18 protein-coding genes are annotated in these 18,960 nt (G+C 68.2%); 4 read left to right on the top strand and 14 right to left on the bottom strand.

Annotated features, from left to right (window positions below; all coding sequences use genetic code 11):
- Window positions 1-2: 2 nt before the first annotated feature.
- From ACUTAG_RS06995 to ACUTAG_RS06945, 11 genes are all read right to left on the bottom strand, one after another.
- Window positions 3-542 carry a GNAT family N-acetyltransferase gene (locus ACUTAG_RS06995; protein ID WP_020929081.1) on the bottom strand — a complete coding sequence of 180 codons (540 nt, stop codon included), beginning with the start codon at window positions 540-542 and terminating at the stop codon, window positions 3-5.
- Window positions 543-573: 31 nt separating this feature from the next.
- Window positions 574-1,356, bottom strand: a complete 783-nt coding sequence (locus ACUTAG_RS06990; RefSeq protein ID WP_148318326.1) for a 2-keto-4-pentenoate hydratase — start codon at window positions 1,354-1,356, stop codon at window positions 574-576.
- Window positions 1,357-1,361: 5 nt separating this feature from the next.
- Entirely contained in the window at window positions 1,362-1,742 is a 381-nt protein-coding gene (locus ACUTAG_RS06985) for a hypothetical protein (protein ID WP_020929079.1), read from the bottom strand.
- A gap of 50 nt (window positions 1,743-1,792) precedes the next feature.
- The gene (locus ACUTAG_RS06980; protein WP_024070010.1) at window positions 1,793-3,073 is read right to left on the bottom strand and encodes a glutamate-5-semialdehyde dehydrogenase; all 1,281 of its coding nucleotides are present in this window, start codon (window positions 3,071-3,073) and stop codon (window positions 1,793-1,795) included.
- Between the two features lie 88 nt (window positions 3,074-3,161).
- Window positions 3,162-4,220, bottom strand: coding sequence for a DNA polymerase III subunit delta (holA, locus tag ACUTAG_RS06975; RefSeq protein WP_446650084.1), 1,059 nt, complete (start codon window positions 4,218-4,220; stop codon window positions 3,162-3,164).
- Between the two features lie 3 nt (window positions 4,221-4,223).
- Window positions 4,224-4,886: an LPS-assembly lipoprotein LptE gene (locus tag ACUTAG_RS06970; RefSeq protein ID WP_054447034.1), complete on the bottom strand. Its 663-nt coding sequence runs from the start codon at window positions 4,884-4,886 to the stop codon at window positions 4,224-4,226.
- Between the two features lie 11 nt (window positions 4,887-4,897).
- The gene (gene leuS, locus ACUTAG_RS06965) at window positions 4,898-7,555 is read right to left on the bottom strand and encodes a leucine--tRNA ligase (RefSeq protein ID WP_054473380.1); all 2,658 of its coding nucleotides are present in this window, start codon (window positions 7,553-7,555) and stop codon (window positions 4,898-4,900) included.
- Between the two features lie 86 nt (window positions 7,556-7,641).
- On the bottom strand, window positions 7,642-8,856 hold the full coding sequence (locus ACUTAG_RS06960; RefSeq protein WP_058665066.1) for an MFS transporter: 1,215 nt from the start codon (window positions 8,854-8,856) through the stop codon (window positions 7,642-7,644).
- Between the two features lie 52 nt (window positions 8,857-8,908).
- Window positions 8,909-9,421: a MarR family winged helix-turn-helix transcriptional regulator gene (locus tag ACUTAG_RS06955; protein ID WP_006385648.1), complete on the bottom strand. Its 513-nt coding sequence runs from the start codon at window positions 9,419-9,421 to the stop codon at window positions 8,909-8,911.
- Between the two features lie 164 nt (window positions 9,422-9,585).
- On the bottom strand, window positions 9,586-10,044 hold the full coding sequence (locus ACUTAG_RS06950; RefSeq protein ID WP_006385647.1) for an HU family DNA-binding protein: 459 nt from the start codon (window positions 10,042-10,044) through the stop codon (window positions 9,586-9,588).
- Window positions 10,045-10,046: 2 nt separating this feature from the next.
- Window positions 10,047-10,298, bottom strand: coding sequence for a hypothetical protein (locus ACUTAG_RS06945; RefSeq protein WP_131728099.1), 252 nt, complete (start codon window positions 10,296-10,298; stop codon window positions 10,047-10,049).
- Between the two features lie 121 nt (window positions 10,299-10,419).
- Between ACUTAG_RS06945 and ACUTAG_RS06940 the strand changes: the two genes are divergently transcribed.
- From ACUTAG_RS06940 to ACUTAG_RS06925, 4 genes are all read left to right on the top strand, one after another.
- Window positions 10,420-11,577: a D-alanyl-D-alanine carboxypeptidase family protein gene (locus ACUTAG_RS06940; protein WP_006385646.1), complete on the top strand. Its 1,158-nt coding sequence runs from the start codon at window positions 10,420-10,422 to the stop codon at window positions 11,575-11,577.
- A 15-nt stretch (window positions 11,578-11,592) separates the two neighbouring features.
- Entirely contained in the window at window positions 11,593-12,141 is a 549-nt protein-coding gene (locus ACUTAG_RS06935; RefSeq protein ID WP_054447037.1) for a hemerythrin domain-containing protein, read from the top strand.
- 83 nt (window positions 12,142-12,224) lie between these two features.
- The gene (locus ACUTAG_RS06930; protein ID WP_446650083.1) at window positions 12,225-13,103 is read left to right on the top strand and encodes a phosphonopyruvate hydrolase; all 879 of its coding nucleotides are present in this window, start codon (window positions 12,225-12,227) and stop codon (window positions 13,101-13,103) included.
- A gap of 34 nt (window positions 13,104-13,137) precedes the next feature.
- Window positions 13,138-14,925: a SulP family inorganic anion transporter gene (locus ACUTAG_RS06925; protein ID WP_082401519.1), complete on the top strand. Its 1,788-nt coding sequence runs from the start codon at window positions 13,138-13,140 to the stop codon at window positions 14,923-14,925.
- Window positions 14,926-14,932: 7 nt separating this feature from the next.
- Here ACUTAG_RS06925 and ACUTAG_RS06920 read toward each other — a convergent pair whose 3' ends face one another.
- From ACUTAG_RS06920 to ACUTAG_RS06910, 3 genes are read right to left on the bottom strand one after another with little or no spacing between them, the layout of a single operon-like run.
- Window positions 14,933-15,697, bottom strand: a complete 765-nt coding sequence (locus ACUTAG_RS06920) for an ABC transporter ATP-binding protein (RefSeq protein ID WP_446650082.1) — start codon at window positions 15,695-15,697, stop codon at window positions 14,933-14,935.
- A complete protein-coding gene (locus ACUTAG_RS06915) occupies window positions 15,694-17,571 on the bottom strand; it encodes an ABC transporter permease (protein WP_047991581.1) in 1,878 nt (625 codons plus the stop codon). Before ACUTAG_RS06915 ends, ACUTAG_RS06920 begins: the two co-directional genes overlap by 4 nt.
- A complete protein-coding gene (locus tag ACUTAG_RS06910; RefSeq protein WP_346507275.1) occupies window positions 17,571-18,791 on the bottom strand; it encodes an ABC transporter substrate-binding protein in 1,221 nt (406 codons plus the stop codon). The genes ACUTAG_RS06915 and ACUTAG_RS06910 overlap by 1 nt, the downstream gene beginning before the upstream one ends.
- Window positions 18,792-18,960: the final 169 nt, after the last annotated feature.

The raw sequence follows: 18,960 nt of genomic DNA, 5'->3' as shown, positions 1-18,960 counted from the left end.
GTTCAGCTTGCGCGCTGAATGGCGGCGTCAGCCGGCCGCCATTCAGTACGCAGCAATCCCATCATGCCGGTATCCCAGCGCGCCTCGCCGGCGCGCGTGGATGAGCGCCGCACGCCTTCGAGCGTGAAGCCGAGCTTCTGGTAGGTGCGGATGGCGGGCTGATTGAACATGTAGACATTCAGCTCCAGGCGTTCGATGCCTGGCGTGCGAAAGGCCTCGTCGATCAGCAGCGTCACCATCGGGCCGGCCAGTCCCTGGCCGCGTTCGGCCGGGGCGATGGCGACACGGCCCAGGCGGGCATTGCCGTCGCGCCAGTCATACGCCAGTTGCGCGTGACCCACTGGCGTGTCGCCGCGGCATGCCATCCAGCAACGCCGGGTGGGCGGTTGGACCTGTCCTTCGCGCAGCATGGCATCCAGATCGGCCTGTGCCAGCGGGTACGAGAGATGCGACCCTCCCCATTGCACCACGTCGGACAGGCAATTGAACCAGCTCGAAAGCAGGGCGTAGTCCGCGGGAGCAAAGGGACGCAGGGTCAGCATGGCATGGCCTCGGGCGATGGCGGGTGTCGATTCAATCGACGACAAAGTGCAGTTTCAGGACGCCAAGGTCGCCATAGGCCAGTTCCAGGTCGCGGTTGGCGGGCACGTCCAGATAGCCCGCGTACGAGCCGGTGATGACGTGCTGGCCCGCGGCCAGCGCCAGGCCTTGTTCGCGCAGGAAATTGGCAAGCCAGTACAGTCCGGCCTTGGCGTGGCCGTTGGGATGGATGCCGGGATGCTGCTCGACTTCGGCGCCATCGACGGACAGGGTGATGGTCATACTGGCCGGCGCGGCGTCCGGCGAGGCGATACGCGGACCCAGCACCAGCCCGGCATTGAACATGTGGTCCGCCAGCAGTTCGGGCAGGCTGGCGTGCTCGGGCGCGGCATAGCGGCAACCCAGCACTTCCAGCGCCAGCCGCGCGCCGCCAATGGCGGCGTCGATCTCGGCTGGGCTGTATGGTTCGGCGCGGGCGGGCAGGTCGCGCGCCAGTTCGAACGCGATTTCCGGTTCAATGCGCACCACCTGCGTGGAGGCGGACAGCCTGCCGGCCAGCGCCACGGTCGAGGCGTAGATGGGGGCGACCACGGTTTTCTCGGGCGACGGCAGGGCGCTTTTCCAGGCGCCGATGCCATCGCGGCGGGTCTCGCGCAGCAACTGCGCGGTGCGTTGCTGCACGGCGAACGCCTGGCCCTGGGTCTGGGGGCGGCAGGCGGCGGGCAGGCGCGGGCCGGCGATGCCGGCCTCGCGGGCAGCGATCAGGATGCGCGCGGCTTCCGTGCAACCCGGGTAGTCTTCGATCTCGATCCGCATGGGCCTCAGGCTCCCAGGAACAGCATCGTCCACAGCACGATCATTGCGATCAGGCCCAGCCAGCACGAACCCCAGAAACCGACGATCGGCCACTTCAAGGCCAACGGCGCTTTCTTGGGATCGAGGTGCGCCAGCAGGTCATTGGCGTTGCCAATCAGCCAGAATCGGGTGCCCGGGAACATCAGGCGGAAGAAATAATCCAGCATGATCGCTGCCTTGATCGCCAGCGGGTAGCGCTCGAACGGGCGATGCTGCAGATAGGGGTGCTTGAATGCGGCGTTGATCTGCTTGCTCTTGACGAAGAATAGCACCAGGCCGCAGAGCGAGCAGGTGATGAAGCACAGCACGAACAGACTGAAGGCCATGGCCATGGCGGGTGAATGCATGGAAATCCCGGTAGTGCGCGGCAGGCCGCGAGCTTGAAGAAAGTGGAAGATCAGCCGCGGGTCTGGCCTTCGCCGGTCAGCACCCATTTGAGCGTGGTCAGGCCTTCCAGGCCGACCGGGCCGCGCGCATGCAGGCGGTTGGTGGAAATGCCGATCTCGGCGCCCAGGCCGTATTCGAAGCCGTCCGCGAAGCAGGTCGGCAGGTTGACATAGACCGAGCTGGAGTCGACCTCGCGCTGGAAGCGCTGCGCCGCCGACAGGTCTTCGGTGACGATCGCGTCGGTGTGGCCGGAGCCCCAGCGCGCAATGTGTTCGATGGCGTCGTCGAGCGAGTCGACGATGCGGATCGCCAGGATCGGGCCCAGGTATTCGGTGGCCCAGTCTTCGTCGGTGGCCGGCTTGGCGTGCGGCAGCAGCGCCAGCGTGCGGGGGCAGCCGCGCAGTTCGACACCGTGTTCGGTCAGCGCCGCGGCCAGGCTCGGCAGGATCGAGACGGCCGCCACGGCGTCCACCAGCAGGGTTTCCATGGCGCCGCAGATGCCGTAGCGATAGGTTTTGGCATTGAAGGCGATGGCGTGGGCCTTGTCCGGGTCGGCGGCCGCGTCGATGTAGATGTGGCAGTTGCCGTCCAGGTGCTTGATCAGCGGCACGCGCGCCTCCTGCGACAGTCGGGCGATCAGGCCCTTGCCGCCGCGCGGCACGATGACGTCGATGTGCTCGGTCATGGTGATGAGCTTGCCGACCGCGGCGCGGTCGGCCGTGGCCACCACCTGCACCGCGTCCTGCGGCAGGCCGGCGGCGGCCAGGCCCATCTGGACGATGCGGCCCAGCGCCACGTTGGAGTGCAGGGCTTCGCTGCCGCCGCGCAGGATGGCGGCGTTGCCAGACTTCAGGCACAGCGCCGCCGCGTCGATGGTGACGTTGGGACGGGATTCGTAAATGATGCCGATCACGCCCAGCGGCACGCGCATCTGCGCCACGCGCATGCCGTTGGGGCGCACGGTGGTGGCGGTGACGCTGCCGATCGGGTCGGGCAGGGCGGCGATCTGGCGCAGCCCTTCGGCCATATGGGCCAGTGTTTTCTCGGACAGCGTCAGGCGGTCGAGCAGGGCCGGCTCCAGGCCATTGGCGCGCGCCGCGGCGACGTCCTTGGCGTTGGCGGCCAGCAGTTCGGCCTGGTTGGCGGCCAGGGCCTCGGCCATGGCCAGCAAGGCCTGGTTCTTGGCGGCGCTGTTGGCGCGCATCATGGCGCGCGAGGCCCGGCGCGCATTCTCGCCCAGGGTCAGCATGGCTTGTTCGATGGAGGACGAGGACATGACGGCGTCATTCATAGTGAAGAGGGGGCGGCGAGGGCGCCGCTGATGGGATTAGTTTATCCGGCCGGGGGCCGGGAGGACGAGGCGGCGGCCGCAGCCGCCTTCACGGTCGGGTGCCGGCCGCGGCCACGCGCAAGGCCAGGCGGGTCATTTCTTCCCAGGGATCGGACAGGCGCCCGGGTACCGACAGGCCCTTGATGAGACGGTCGACCTCGTGGGCATGCTGCACCGCGGCCGGCCAGACGTCGGGACGGACCCGGCCCAGCGCCTGCAGCGCCAGCCGTTCATGCGCTCCGAAAATGCGCAGCCGGCGCATCAAGCCATTGGCGTCCTGCCCCAGGCTGCGCGCCTCGGCCACGCGCGCCAGCAGGCGGATCTCCTCGCCCACCGCCCACAGCACCAGCGGCAGGGCCTCGCCTTCGGCGCGCAGGCCGTCGATCATGCGGATGGTGCGGGCGATGTCGCCAGCGAGCATGGCGTCGCGCAGCCCGAACACGTCGTAGCGGGCGACGTTGAGCACGGCGCGCTCGACGTCCTCGGGCGCCAGCTGGCCTTCGGGATAAAGCAGGCCCAGCTTCTGGATTTCCTGGTGCGCGGCCAGCAGGTTGCCTTCGACCTTGTCGGCCATCCTTTGCAGGGTGGCGTTGTCGGTGCGCTGGTTCTGGCGCGCCAGGCGCTGGCCGACCCATGCCGGCAGGCGGCCGCGTTCGACGTTGGCGATGTCGACCGTCATGCCGCCGCGGGCCAGGGCCTGCATCCAGCGGCTTTCGCGGGTGGCCTTGTCCAGGCGCGGCAGCGCCACCAGGATCAGCGTATCGGGGTTGTCGGCCTGCTTTTCAGCCTGCTCGGCCAGGCGTGCCAGTGTGTCGGCCCCCGACTTGCCCGGCTTGCCGGTGGGGATCTTGAGTTCGAGAATGCGGCGGTCGCCGAACAGCGACACGCTCTGGGTCGCGGCGATGACGGCGCTCCAGTCGCTGCGCGCGTCCATCACCATCGACAGCCGTTCGGTGTAGCCGGCGCCGCGTCCGGCGGCGCGCAGCGCATCCACCGCCTCGGTCACCAGGAGAGGTTCGTCGCCGGACACCGTGTACAGCGGGGCGAGGCGGTTGCCCGCCCGCTGCAGGTGGTCGGCCAGGCGATCCGCGTCCAGGGGTTGTGCCATCGGTCAGCGCGTATAGGCCGGATCGGTGGTGGACGGCGTCTGCCACGGCGCCGGCGTGCTGCGCGGCATGGGCGCGGCGGGGTCGTACAACGGTATTTCGCCGTCTTCGCCGCGCTGTTCGCGATTCTCGAACGCCTTGCGCACCTCCGGCGCCGTCATGCGGCGCAGCAGGCGCGAGACCAGGTCGCGCTGCATGGCGATGTAGAGGGATTCGATCTGCCCTTGCTTGGCCTGCACGATCTGGTCGTCATAGGGCATTTCGCGGTAGATCGACAGCGTCGTGTCCGGGATCAGGGCGCGGCCCTGGGCGTCGATGAGGCGGAAGGTGTAGTTGATGCCGAGTTCGTATTCCTCGACACGGCCCTGGGCGTTCAGCGACACCTCGCGCAAAGAACGCGTGTTGGATACTTCCTGCAGGATTGCCTGGGCTTCCTTCGGCGAGTTTACCAATTGAGTGTTGGGAGAAGCCGCGCGAAGGGCGCGGCGCACATCGGCCCCGAACTGGGTGTTGCCAGGAATGCCGAGGTAGAGCGTGCTGAACGGCATCGGCGTGACACCGCGCAGCGCGAAACCGCAGGCGGAGAGCAGCATGAACAGCGCCAGGCAGGCGCCGCGCAGCAGCCAGGATTGGCGGGGGGAGTGCGTTTGTTGCCCGGCGAAGTGCATGCTTGACCTCATCAGCCTACGACGTTGACCAGTTTGCCCGGAACCACGATGACCCGCTTGGGCGGGCGGCCTTCCAGGTAGCGGGCGACTTCGTCCTGGGCGGCGGCGAGCTTTTCGATGTCTTCCTTGGCGGCCTTGGCCGCGACGCGGATCGAGCCGCGCAGCTTGCCGTTGACCTGCAGCATCAGTTCGATTTCGTCCGCCACCAGCGCGGCTTCGTCGACGTGCGGCCACGGCGCGTCGAGCAGGTCGCCCAGCTCGTGCGCGTAGCCCAGGTCGCGCCACAGTTGCCAGGTGATGTGCGGCACCACCGGATACAGCACGCGCAGCAGCACGCCGAGCGTTTCGGCGTAGGCGGCGTCGGCGTGCGCGCCTTGCGGCAGCTTGGCGTCGTCGATGGCGTTGAGCATCTTCATGCACGCGGACACGACGGTGTTGTACTGGATGCGCTGGTAGTCGTAGTCGGCCTGCTTGAGCAGGTTGTAGACCTCGCGGCGCAGGTCCTTGACGGCGGCGGGCGCGTCGGTCCAGTCGGCGCCGGCGGCCAGGCCGCGGGCGATCGCGTCGCGCTGCGCGTAGCTGATGGACCACAGGCGGCGCAGGAAGCGGTTCGAGCCTTCGACGCCGGAGTCGGACCATTCGAGGGTCTGCTCGGGCGGGCTGGCGAACATGACGAACAGGCGCGCGGTGTCGGCGCCCAGCGTGTCGATCAGCGATTGCGGATCGACGCCGTTGTTCTTGGACTTGGACATGGTGCCCACGCCGCCGTAGGTCACCTCGGAGCCGTCGGACTTGAGCTTGGCGCCGGTGATGGCGCCGCGCGCGTCGTAGACGTTCTCGACTTCCTCGGGCCAGAAATACTCGATGCCGCCCTGGGCGTTCTTGCGCGAGTAGATGTGGTTCAGCACCATGCCCTGGCACAGCAGCTTGGTGAAGGGCTCGTCGAAGTTGAGCAGGCCCATGTCGCGCATGACCTTGGTCCAGAAGCGCGCGTACAGCAGGTGCAGGACCGCGTGTTCGATGCCACCGATGTACTGGTCCATCGGCATCCAGTAGTCATTGCGCGCATCGACCATGGCCTTGTCGTTGCCCGGCGAGGTGTAGCGCATGAAGTACCAGGACGAGTCCACGAAGGTGTCCATCGTGTCCGTCTCGCGGCGCGCCGGCTTGCCGCAGCTGGGGCAGGCGCACGACAGGAAGGCTTCGTTCCTGGCCAGCGGATTGCCGCTGCCGTCCGGGATCAGGTCGTCCGGCAGCACCACCGGCAGGTCCTTTTCGGGGACCGGCACCGGGCCGCAATCGGGGCAGTGGATGATGGGGATCGGGGTGCCCCAGTAACGCTGGCGCGAGATGCCCCAGTCGCGCAGGCGCCAGGTGGTCTGCTTTTCGCCCAGGCCTTGCGCGCCCAGGTCGGCGGCGATGGCGTCCACGGCTTCCTTGTGCGACAGGCCGTCGTACTTGCCGGAGTTGATGGTGCGGCCGCTCTGCTTGTCGCCGTACCATTCCTGCCAGGCGTCGGTGGAATAGGCCTTGCCGGCCACGTCCACGACCTGGCGGATCGGCAGGTCATATTTCTTGGCGAAGGCGAAGTCGCGTTCGTCGTGGGCCGGCACGCCCATCACGGCGCCATCGCCGTAGGTCATGAGCACGTAGTTGCCGACCCAGACCTCGACCTGGTCGCCGGTGATCGGGTGGGTCACGAACAGGCCGGTGGGCAGGCCTTCCTTTTCACGCGTGGCCAGCTCGGCCTCGGTGGTGCCGCCCAGCTTGCACTGTTCGATGAAGGCGGCCAGCGCCGGGTTCGACTGCGCGGCGAGGGTGGCCAGGGGGTGTTCCGGCGCCACGGCGCAGAAGGTCACGCCCATGATGGTGTCGGCGCGGGTGGTGAAGACGTACAGCTTGCCGTCCTGGATCAGCTGGCCGTCCTGGCCGGTGATCTGGTGCGGGAAGGCGAAGCGCAGGCCCTCGGACTTGCCGATCCAGTTTTCCTGCATCAGGCGCACGCGCTCGGGCCAGCCGGGCAGGTCGTTCTGCACCGCGCCCAGCAGTTCGTCGGCGTAATCGGTGATGCGCAGGTAGTAGCCCGGGATCTCGCGCTTTTCGACCGGGGCGCCCGAGCGCCAGCCGCGGCCGTCGATGACCTGTTCGTTGGCCAGCACGGTCTGGTCGACCGGGTCCCAGTTCACGACCTGGGTCTTGCGGTAGGCGACGCCCTTTTCGAGCATCTTCAGGAACAGCCACTGGTTCCATTTGTAGTACTCGGGATCGCAGGCGCACATCTCGCGCGACCAGTCGATCGCCAGCCCCATCGCCTTCATCTGCTTCTTCATATAGGCGATGTTGTCGTAGGTCCACTTGGCGGGCGGCACCTTGGACTTGATGGCGGCGTTCTCGGCGGGCATGCCGAAGGCGTCCCAGCCCATCGGCATCAGCACGTTGTAGCCCCGCATGCGCAACTGGCGCGCCATCATGTCGTTGATGGTGTAGTTGCGCACGTGGCCCATGTGCAGCTTGCCGCTGGGATAGGGCAGCATCGAGCAGGCGTAGAACTTCGGCTTCTCGGAGCCGTCCGGGTTCTTCGCGTGTTCATGGACCAGATAGGCGTCGCGGGCCTGCCAGTCTTGGTGGGCGGCCGCTTCGACGGTAGTGGGGAGGTAACGTTCCTGCATGGGCTCGTGCGCGATGGCGAAAAATGGGTGAACCGCCCCCGCGCGCCAGGCGCGGGGGCGGCCAAAACCCCTGATTATAGGAGGTGCTAGGCGCGGATAGGGGACGAGGCGATTTCCGGGATGCGGGCACTGGCGCCCAGCATGCCGTAGGCCAGGGTCATGGCCGCCAGAACCGCGCCCGCGGTGACCACGCCGGGCCAGCCGTAATGGGAGTACAGCCAGGACGATACCAGCGATCCGGTCGCCCCGCCGATGAAGTAGCTGGTCATGTAACCGGCCGTCAGGCGGCTGCGGGCCTCGGGCCGGGTGCGGTACAGCGAGCTGGTATTGGTGACATGGACGCCCTGGATCGCCAGGTCCTGGATCAGGATGCCGACCAGCAGCGCGATGACCGAGGCCTGGCCGAAAGCCATCAGGCCCCAGGAAGCCAGCAACAGCAGCAGGCCGATGCGGGTGGCCTGGTTGCCCAGGCCCCGGTCGGCCAGCCGGCCGAAGCGGTTGGCGGCATAGGCGCCGGCGGCGCCCGCCAGCCCGAACAGCCCGATGGTGGTGTTGTTGAAGCCGTAGTCCGGGCCCGACAGCAGGAAGGTCAGCGGCGTCCACAGCATGCTGAAGGCGGCGAACAGCAGGCCGCCCAGCAGCGAACGGCCGCGCAACAGCGGCTCCTCGGCGAACAGGCGGAAGATCGAGCCGAGCAGGCGCGGATAGCTCATGGTGGCGTGGCTCTTGTGGCGCGGCAGCACCTTCCAGAGCGCGGCGGACATGGCCAGCATCAGGATCGCGGCGACCCAGTAGACGGTGCGCCAGCTGCCCAGGTCGGCCAGCACGCCGGCCGCGGTGCGGGCCAGCAGGATGCCCAGCAACAGGCCGCTCATGACGGTGCCGACCGCCTTGCCGCGCTCGTGCGGCGCCGCCAGGGTGGCCGCGAACGGCACCAGCACCTGCGCCACCACCGACAGCATGCCGGTCACTGCAGTTCCCAGCATCAGCATCTGGATATTGGGGGCGAAGGCCGACAGCAGCAGGCCGCCGGAAGACAGCAGGGTCATCAGCACGATCAGGCCGCGGCGTTCGAACAGGTCGCCCAGCGGCACCAACAGGATCAGGCCGAGCGCGTAGCTGAGCTGCGCGATCATGACGATGCTGCCCGCGGTGGCGTTGGACAGCGAGAATTGCTGGCTGATGGTGTGCAGCAGCGGCTGCGCGTAATAGTTGCTGGCGACCGCCAGGCCGGTGGCGACGGACATCAGCAGGATGACGGGCGCGGTGAGCGGAGCGGGTTGGGCGGGTGCGGCGTTCATGTGGGGCAGGGAGTCTGGGTGTTGCGGGGCAAGGGCTTGGTGTGAACAGGCCCTAGGCGGCGATGCCGCCAGGCGTTTCCCGGTCGTGCGGGATCAGCAGTTTCTTCAGCAGGCCGGCCATCTGGCGGCGCTCGGTGGCGTTCAGGGGGGCGAGCAGCGTTTCCAGTTCACGCAGATAGTCCTTCAGAACCAGCTTGATGACGCGCACGCCTTCGGCGGTCAAGGCGACGATGACGCCGCGGCGGTCCTCCGGGTTGGGGGTGCGCGCGAGCAGGCCGGCCTGTTCCAGCCGGTCCAGCCGGTTGGTCATGGCCCCCGAGGTCAGCAGCAGGGCCGCGACCAGTTTCTGCGGATTCATGGCGTGCGGCGCGCCGGTCCGGTACAGGGTTGCCAGCACGTCGAATTCGCCCTGGTGCAGGTTGTAGCGCTTGAACGCGCGGCCCACGTCGCGCGCGGCGAAGGCGTGGAGGCGGAACAGGCGACTGGCAACGCTCATGGGCGAGATGTCCAGGTTGGGGCATTCCCGTTCCCACTGCGACAGCACCAGGTCGACCAGATCGTTCATGATGTTTTTATATAAAGTATCTTCACGTAAAGATAAATTCTAGCAGCCCGGCCCCACATGGCGCAAGGCGCGCGTTCGCCGCGGGAAAAGCGCGCGCAAAAAAAGAAAGGGCCCGCCCCATGCGGGGCAGGCCCTTTCCGGCTTGACCGGATAACCGTGCGGAATTACTGCGCGGCGTCCTTCAGCTTCTTGAGCGGGCGAACCTTCACCTTGACCGAAGCCGGCTTGGCGGGGAACCAGCGCTCTTCGCCGGTGAACGGATCCTTGCCGAAGCGCTTGGCCTTGGCGGGAACCTTCTGCACGGCAACCTTGAACAGGCCGGGCAGCGTGAATTCGCCGGCGCCCTTCTTGTCCACGGAGCTCAGCACCGAGGTTTCCAGGCTGGCCAGGACGGCCTTGACCGACTTGGCTTCAACGCCGGACTGCTCGACGATGTAGGCGATCAGCTGGGTCTTGTTCAGAGCAGCCTTGATAGCCTTGGGGGCGGCAGCGACCTTCTTGGCGGCGACGACCTTCTTGGCTGCGGGCTTCACAGCGGGTTTGGCGGCGGTAGCCTTCTTTGCGGGCGCCTTGGCGGCGGGCTTGGTGACTTTCTTGGCAGGAGCTTTAGCTTTCGTGGCCATGGTCAAAATCCGTATGTTGAGGACATGGAGCAGCGCGCGCGCCGGGTATCGACGTTTAACGCCACGCGCCCGATGATAGCGGAAGAGTGGCGGTTATAGCGGCTTTCGCAAGGCCTTTCGATCAATCTTTGTTGTTTTCCAGGCAGAAAAACCCCTTCTACAAGGGGTTCTGCAAAATGCGGTGACAATCGCTGCGATTTTTTCAGTGCTGCCTGCTTCACGGAAAGTGCCTGTGCAATGGGGTTTTGAACCATCCCCGGTTCCCATGTTCCAATGCTTCGCGCCGCGCGTCGGCGCTGCGCGAGGGCGGCCGGAAGGCCGCCTGCGAGCGTTGCCCGCGCGCCATCCTTACCCTGCATGGAAGTGAAGCCCCTTATGTTGATGAAGAAGTTGGCGGCGAGCCTGCTCGTTGCGACCGCGTGTATGTCCGGCGCCCTGGCGCAATCGATGCCGCAGCCGGACCTGTCCGCCAAGGCCTGGCTGCTGCTCGATGAGACCAGTGGCCAGGTGATCGCGTCGCACGCGGCCACTGCCCGGATCGAGCCGGCGTCCCTGACCAAGATCATGACGGCATACGTGGTGTTCGGCGCGATCCACAACAAGGAGCTGTCGCCGGACCAGAAAGTGGTGATCTCGACGCGGGCGTGGAAAGTGCCGCCGGGCAGTTCGAAGATGTTCCTGGAGCCGGGCTCCAGGGTCTCGGTCGACCAGCTGTTGCGCGGCCTGATGATCCAGTCCGGCAATGACGCCGCCATCGCCCTGGCCGAGGCGGTGTCGGGCAGCGTCGAGGCGTTCGTGGCCCGCATGAACGACACCGCCGTGCAACTGGGCCTGCATGGCACGCATTTCGCCAGCCCGCACGGCCTGCCGGATCCGGGCACGTATTCGACCGTCAGCGACCTGTCGATCCTGGCCACGCGCTTCATCCGCGACTACCCCCAGCTGTACAAGACCTACGATTCGGCCAAGACCTATACCTACAACAACATCACCCAGCCCAACCGCAACCGGCTGCTGTGGCTCGATCCCAGCGTCGACGGCCTCAAGACAGGCCACACCGACGCGGCCGGATATTGCATCGTGGCCACCGCGCACCGGCCCAACGGCAAGGAGCAGCGCCGCCTGATCACCGTGGTGGTCGGCACGGCGTCGGACAAGCTGCGCACCCAGGAAAGCCGCGAGTTGCTGGAATGGGGCTTCCAGGGGTTCAATACCATCAAGTTATATGCAAAGGGCCAGGCCGTGGCCACGCCCGAGGTCTGGAAGGGCCAGGCCGATACGCTCAAGGCCGGCTTCGCGCGCGACGCCTACGTCACGGTGCCCGCGGGCGCCAAGGTCGAACCGGTGTGGACGCCGCAGGATCCGCTGGTGGCGCCGATTCCGGCCCAGGCCACGGTGGGTTCGGTGCGCGTCATGGTCGACGGCAAGCCCGCGATGCAGTTTCCGGTGGTGGCGCTGGAACCGGTGGCCGAGGCGGGCCTGGCCGGACGCGCCTGGGATTCCATCCGGCTGTGGTGGCGCGGGCATTCTTGATCAAGGAGGGGCGCCATGGCAGTGAATTTTCCCGGCGGGCCGGTGGCGGCGCCGACCCCCGATGATCCGCTGGGCCTGCTGTCGGCCTGTCATGGGCGCATAGCGCGCCAATGCGAAACCTTGCGCCGGCTGGCGGCGCACTTGCCGGCGCATGGCAGCGATGCCGCGGCCCAGGTGGCGGCGGCGGCTGTCGTGCGCTATTTCCAGACCGCCGCGCTGCACCACCACGAGGACGAGGAAGAGGATCTGTTTCCCGCCTTGATCGAGTCCATGGCCGGCTCGGACGCCGTGTGCCTGCACGCGCTGGTGGATGGGCTGGTGGCCGACCATGCGCGCCTGGCGGCGTTGTGGGCGCCGCTGCGGCAAACCCTGGAAGCGGTCGCCGACGGCCGTCCCGCCGAGCTGCCGGCGGCGCAAGTGGAGGCTTTCGCGGCGGCCTACGCCGAGCACATCCGGCGCGAGGAGGACGAACTGTTGCCGATGGCCGCGCGCCTGGTTTCCGATGACGCGCTGGCCGCGATCAGCCGGGCGATGAAGGCGCGCCGCGGCGGCGGAGCGGGCTGAACGCCGCCGCACCCGCAGCCGCTTTTCGTGTTAAATGGTCCCCAACCGGTGCTCTGGGCGCCGGATCTCCGGACCATCACGCCATGCACCGCCACGCACGCTTTCGCCAGAAATTGCAGGCTCCCGTCCTGATGCACGCCATGTCGGCGCACAACCCGCTGTCGGCCAAGTTGGCGGCCGAGGCGGGCTTCGACGCGATCTGGGGCAGCGGCTTCGAACTGTCGGCCAGCCATGCGGTGCCGGACGCCAACATCCTGTCGGCCGGGCTGCACCTGGAGATGATGCGGGCCATCGCGGCGGTGGTCGATGTGCCAGTCATCGCCGATATCGATACGGGGTTCGGCAACGCCATCAATGTCGCCTATGTCGTGCCGCAATACGAAGCGGCGGGCGTATCGGCCGTGGTCATGGAAGACAAGACCTTTCCCAAGGACACCAGCCTGCGCGCCGATGGCCGCCAGGAACTGGTGCGCGTCGCGGAATTCCAGGGCAAGATCGAGGCCGCCTGCGCGGCGCGTCGCGATGCGGATTTCTGCGTCATTGCCCGCACCGAGGCGCTGATCGCCGGGCTCGGCCAGGCCGAGGCGCTGGCGCGCGCGGCGGCCTACGAGGCCGCCGGCGCCGATGCCATCCTGATCCATTCCAAGCAGACCACGCCCGACGAGGTGCTGGCCTTCATCGCGGCCTGGTCCGGCCGCGTGCCGCTGGTGCTGGTGCTGGTGCCGACCGCCTATCCGCAATTGCGCGAGGCCGATATCCAGGCCCTGGGCAAGGTGGGGTTGGTGATCTACGGCAATCACGCGATCCGCGCCGCCGTGGGCGCCATGCGCGAGGTGTTCGCCCGCATCCGCAATGACGGCGGCATCCATGGCGTCGATGCCGGCCTGCCCACGGTGCGCGATATCATCGACCTGCAGGGCGATGCGGACATGCGCGAACTGGAGCGCAGGTTCCTGCGCTGAGCGCGCCCGGCATCGAGAAGAACAAGGACGGGGAATGATGGCGGCGGGACGCGGGGCGTGGCTGGTGCGGGTGTTTGGCGATTGGGTGCCGCAAGTCGGCCCCGCGACGCTGCGCGCCGACCTGGCGGCGGGACTGCTGGGGGCGCTCCTGGTGTTGCCGCAGGGCGTGGCGTTTGCGACGCTGGCCGGCCTGCCGCCGCAGTACGGCCTGTATTCGGCCATCGTGCCCTGTATCGTCGCGGCGCTGTTCGGCTCCAGCCGCCACGTCATGTCCGGTCCCACCAATGCCAACTCGCTGGCCTTGTTCGCCGTGCTGACGCCGCTGGCAGTGGCGGGCAGCCCGGGCTATATCGAGCTGGCCCTGGCGGTGACGGTGCTGGTCGGCTTGATGCAGTGGCTGGTGGGCGCCCTGCGCCTGGGGTCTCTGGCGCATTTCATCTCGCCGTCGGCGCTGTTCGGCTTCACCAGCGGCGCGGCCCTGCTGATTGCGGGCCACGCCTTGAAGGATGCGCTCGGATTGCCGGCGCCCGCGTCGCACGGGGCTGGCGCCTTGCTGATCGGCCTGGCCGCCAGCGCGGACCAGGCGCAAGCGGGGGCCGTGCTGGTCACGGCGGTGACGATCGCGGCGGCCCTGCTGCTCAAGCGGCTGGACAAACGCAAGCCCTACATGCTGGCCGGCCTGGCGGCGGGCGCGCTGGCCGCGGCCGCGTTCAATGCCCTGGCGCCGCGCTGGGGCGCCGCCGCCGTGCCGGTATTGGGAGACCTGGCCCAACCCTGGCCGCCGTTCCATGTTCCCCGTGTGGATTGGCGCGCCTTGCCCGATCTGCTCAGCCTGGCCTTCGCCCTGACCATCGTGGCGCTGGCGCAGTCCATTTCGATTGCAAAGGCCGTGGCCGCGCGTTCGGGCCAGCGCATCGACGCCAATCGCGAATTCATCGGGCAGGGGCTGTCGAACGTGGTCGGTGGCTTCTTTTCCTGTTACCTGTCCTGCGGTTCGCTGAACCGTTCCATTCCCAACTACGAGGCGGGCGCGAAGACGCCGCTGGCGGCGGTGTTCTCGGCCCTGCTGCTGATGGCGCTGGTGGCGCTGAGCGGGCCCTTGCTGGCGCGGATTCCGCACGCGGCCATCGCCGGCCTGCTGTTGCTGGTCGCCTGGACCTTGCTGGATGTGCCGCGCTGGCGGCAGTTGATCCGTACCCAGCGGGGCGAAAGCGCCATAGCCGCCGCCACGCTGGCGGCCACGGTGACGATCCGCATGGAAGTCGCGATCCTGCTGGGCACCGTGTTGTCATTGATGGCGTATCTGCATCGCACCTCGCGGCCGGCGATGCGCACCATGGGCTTCGATTCGCGCGGGCTGGAGCGCCGCTTCGTGGTGCTGGCGCAGCAGCCCGAAGCGCTGCCGGAATGCCCCCAGCTCAAGCTGCTGCGCATGGAGGGCTCGGTTTATTTCGGCGCGGCCGCGCATGTGGCGCAACGGCTGCAGGACCTGCGCAGCGGACCCGATGCGCCGCGCCATTTGCTGGTGATGGCCAAGAGCATGAATTTCATCGACCTGGCCGGCGCCCAGGTCTGGGAAGACGAGCTGGCGGCGCGCCGCGCGATGGGCGGCGACCTGTATTTCCACCGGCCGCGGCCGGAAGTGCTGGATATGTGGCGCCGCACGGGATTCCTGGAGCGGTTGGGCGCGGACCACGTGTTTCCCGACAAGGCCACGGCGCTGCACGCCATCTATGCGCGGCTCGATCGCGGCATCTGCGCGCGCTGCAGCGCCAAGGTGTTCTGGGAATGCCAGCCGGACAGCCCCCAGGCCGGCGGTTGAGCGTGGTTCAGGCCCGCGGCGCGTCGGTGCCCAGATAGGCTGCCTTGACGCGCGCGTCGGCGGCGATGTGGCCTGGCGGGCCTTCGGCCAGCAGGCTGCCGCGCACCAGCACGGCGATGCGGTCGGCGTGCTTGAAAACGACGTCCAGGCTGTGCTCGGTGAACAGCACGGCCATGCGCTGCGTATCGGCCAGTTCACGCGTCAGGCGCATGAGCGCGTGGCGTTCGTTGGTGGCCATGCCGGCGGTGGGTTCGTCCATCAGCAACAGCCGCGGCCGGTGCGCCAACGCCATCGCCAGTTCCACCCGCTTGACCTGGCCGTACGCCAGGGCGCCGCAATGGGCGCCGGCCCGGTCGGCCATGCCCACCTGCTCCAGCAGCGCCAGGGCCTCGTCGACGCGGTGTGACGCGGCGCGGCGCCAGGGCCGCAGCAGCAGGCGGTCGCGCGACAGCAGCGCGGTCTGCACGTTTTCCAGCACGGTCATCGAACGGAACGTGGCGGCGGTCTGGAAGGTCCGCCCCACGCCCAGGCGGCAGATCCTGCCGGCCGACAGGCCGATCAGTTCGCGACCGTCCAGCCGCACCGAACCGGCGTCCGGCCGCAACTGCCCGCCGACCACATTGAAGCAGGTGGACTTGCCCGCGCCGTTCGGGCCGATCAACGCCAGCATGCGGCCGGCCTTCAGCTCGAACGAGACGTCGGCCAGCGCGTCGATGCCGCCGAAGGATTTGCGCAGTCCCTGGACGCGCAGCAAGGCGGGGGCGGTCGTCATGCGCGTCTGCGTCCCAGGCGCGCCGCCGCGCCCGCCAGGCCGGCAGGGAACAGCATGACCAGCGCCAGGATGGCCAGGCCCAGCACGGCGTGCCAGTATTCAGTGCTGCGCGCGGCGGCGTCCTGCAGCCAGGTATAGGCCGCCGCCCCGACCAGCGGGCCGGCCAGGGTTTGCAGGCCGCCCAGCAGCACCATCACCAGGCCGTCGACCGAGCGGCTGACCGCGAGCACGTCGGGGGCGATGCTGCCTTTCGAGAAGGCGTACAGCGATCCGGCCAGGCCGGCCGCCAGCGACGCAGCCACGAAGCCGATCCACTGGATGCGGCGCGTGTCCATGCCCAGCGCCTCGGCCCGCAGGCCCGAATCGCGCACGCCGCGCAGCGCATAGCCCAGCGGCGAGAACGCCAGCCGCCGCAGCCAGGCAATGCCGAGCGCGCAAAGCGCCAGCGTCAGGTAGTAGAACCACGGGCCGCGCGCCAGCCAGCTCGACGGCCATAGTCCGATCAGGCCGTTGCTGCCACCAGTCACTTCGTCCCACTGGTAGGCCAGCGCCCACAGGATCTGTGCCACCGCCAGCGTCAGCATCGCCAGGTAGACGCCGGACAGGCGCACGCAGAACCAGCCGAACAGCAGCGCGCCGAGCGCGGCCGCGAACGGCCCCAGCAGCAGGGCGGCTTCCATCGGCAACGCCATCAATTTCAGCAGCAGCGCGGCGCCATAGGCGCCCAGGCCGAACCAGGCGGCATGGCCGAAGCTGGTCATGCCGGCCAGTCCGGTCAGGAAATGCAGGCTGGCGGCGAACAGGGCGGCGATCAGGATTTCGGTCAGCAGGATGCCGGCGTAGGGCCACTGCGACGTGGCCAACGGCGCCAGGATGAGCAGCGCCAGCAGCAGGCCATAGGCCAGCCGCAGGCGCCGGCCGGCGGGAACGATGGGGGCTTCGGCCGCCAGCGTGTGCGAGGAGGGCGCTGGCGGCTGGCCCAGCAGGCCCCACGGACGCGCCACCAGTACCACCGCCATGACGGCGAATTCGGCCAGCAGGGTGAGCTTGGACAGGTTGAACAGCCAGGGGCCGATCTGCACCTGGCCCAGGAACACGAACACCGCCTTGACGCAGCAGATGAGTATCGCGGCCAGGAATGCGCCCGGAATCGAACCCAGGCCGCCCACCACCACGACCACGAAGGCGCTGGCGATGATTTCCAGGTCCAGGCCGAGCGTGGCGGGCACGCGCGGCGCGGCCAGTGCGCCGCCCAGTCCGGCCAGGAATGCGCCCAGGGTGAAGGCCGAGGTGAACAGCCAGGCCTGGTTGACGCCGAGCGCGGCCAGCATGTCGCGGTTCTCGGCGGCGGCGCGCAGCAGCCGGCCCCAGCGCGTGCGCATCAGCAGCAGCCATAGCAGGCCCAGCACCACCGGGCCCGCGGCGATCAGCAGCAGATCATATTGGGGGAAGCGCCGCCCCAGAATGTCGACCGCGCCCGACAGGCCGGGCGCTCGCGGCGAGAACAGGTCCTCCGGCCCCCAGGCGGCCAGCGTGGCGTCGCCGATGATCAGCACCAGGGCGAAGGTCGCCAGCAACTGGAACAGTTCCGGCGCGCGATACAGGCGCTTGAGCACCAGCAGTTCCGCCGCCGCCCCGATCAGGCCCGTGGCCAGCGCCGCCAGCAGCAGGCCGGCCCAGTAGCCGGCGCCGTCGCCGAAATGGCGGGTGAAGGTCCAGGCCAGGTAGATGCCCAGCATGTAGAAGGAGCCGTGGGCGAAGTTCACCACCCGCGTGACGCCGAAGATCAGCGACAGGCCCGCGGCTACCAGGAACAGCGCGCTGGCGTCGGCCAGGCCGTTGAGCAGCTGCGACAGCAGCCCGGACAGGCTCATCAGCGCGGCCGCATCTTGCGCACTTGTTCGTCGGGCGGCTGCAGGCGCGCCCCGTCGATGTAGGCGAAGTCCTTCATGATGCCCTTGCCGTCCTCGACCGCCGTGACGCCGATGTAGACGCCCATGGTGGATTGGTGGTCGATCTTGCGGTACTGGATCGGGCCGTAGGGCGTGTCCACCTTCAGCCCGGCGAAGGCATCGACCAGCTTCTCGGTGTCGACCTCGCCGGCAGCCTTCAGGCCCTGGGCGATCGACATCAGCGAGGCGTAGCCCACTACCGAGCCGACCTTGGGCGTCTCGTTGTAGCGCTTGCGGTAGGCCTCGACGAAAGTCTTGTTGGCGGGCGTGTCGATGGCGTACCAGGGGTAGCCCGTGACGATCCAGCCCGACGGCGTGTCGGCGCCCAGCGGCTCCAGGTATTCCGGTTCGCCGGACAGCACCGAGACCACGGGAAGGTTCTCGAACAGGCCGCGGGTGTTGCCCTCGCGCACGAAGCGCGTCAGGTCGGCGGCGAACAGCACGTTGAAGATGGCGTCGGGCTTGGCGTCCGCCAGGGCCTGCACCACCGCGCCGGCGTCGACCTTGCCTAGCGGCACGGCCTGTTCGGCGACGAATTCGACGTCGGACTGGAACGACTTCATCATGGCCTTGAAGGTGGCCACGGCCGATTGCCCGTATTCGTAGTTGGGATAGACGATGGCCCAGCGCTTCTTGCGCAGCGCCAGCGCCTTGGGGGCCAGGGCGGCCACGTGCATCCAGGTGGACGGCCGCAGGCGCCAGGTGTAGCGGTTGCCTTCCTGCCAGGTGATCTTGTCGGTCAGGGGTTCGGCGGCCAGGAAGAACACCTGCTGCTGCTTGGCGAAATCGGTCAGGGCCAGGCCGGTGTTGGACAGGAAGCCGCCGAACAGCAGGTCCACCTTTTCCCGCGCCAGCAGTTCCTGGGCGGCGCGCACCGAGTCGCCCGGGTTGCCGTTGTCGTCGCGCGAAAACACTTCGAGCTTGCGGTCCAGTACCCCGCCCGAGGCGTTGACTTCTTCCAGCGCCAGCTGCCAGCCTTTCTTGTACGGGCCCAGGAAGGCCGGAATCGCCTTGTAGCTGTTGATTTCACCGATGCGGATCGGCTCTTTGGTGTCTTTGGCGGACGCGACCGGGGTCAGCGCCAGGGCCAGGAGCGCGGGGGCGAGCGCGCGGCGCAGCAGGGTCAGGCAGGGACGGAGCATGGCGGGTATCGCTGGCAAGAGGGCTCGACCGAAGCCGGGCTCATGTAGGGCACGATTGCAGTTTCGGCCCAATTGAAGCATGCGCGGCGCCCCTGCGCCAGGGAAAACGGCGTGGCGACCAGATCCCCGGCAGCGTTCGGCCAAACAAAAAGGCCCTGCGATGCAGGGC

Source organism: Achromobacter sp. CSND-B12, assembly GCF_052906545.1.
The sequence above is the reverse complement of the archived record's forward strand: the minus strand, read 5'-3'. Positions and strand labels throughout refer to the sequence as shown.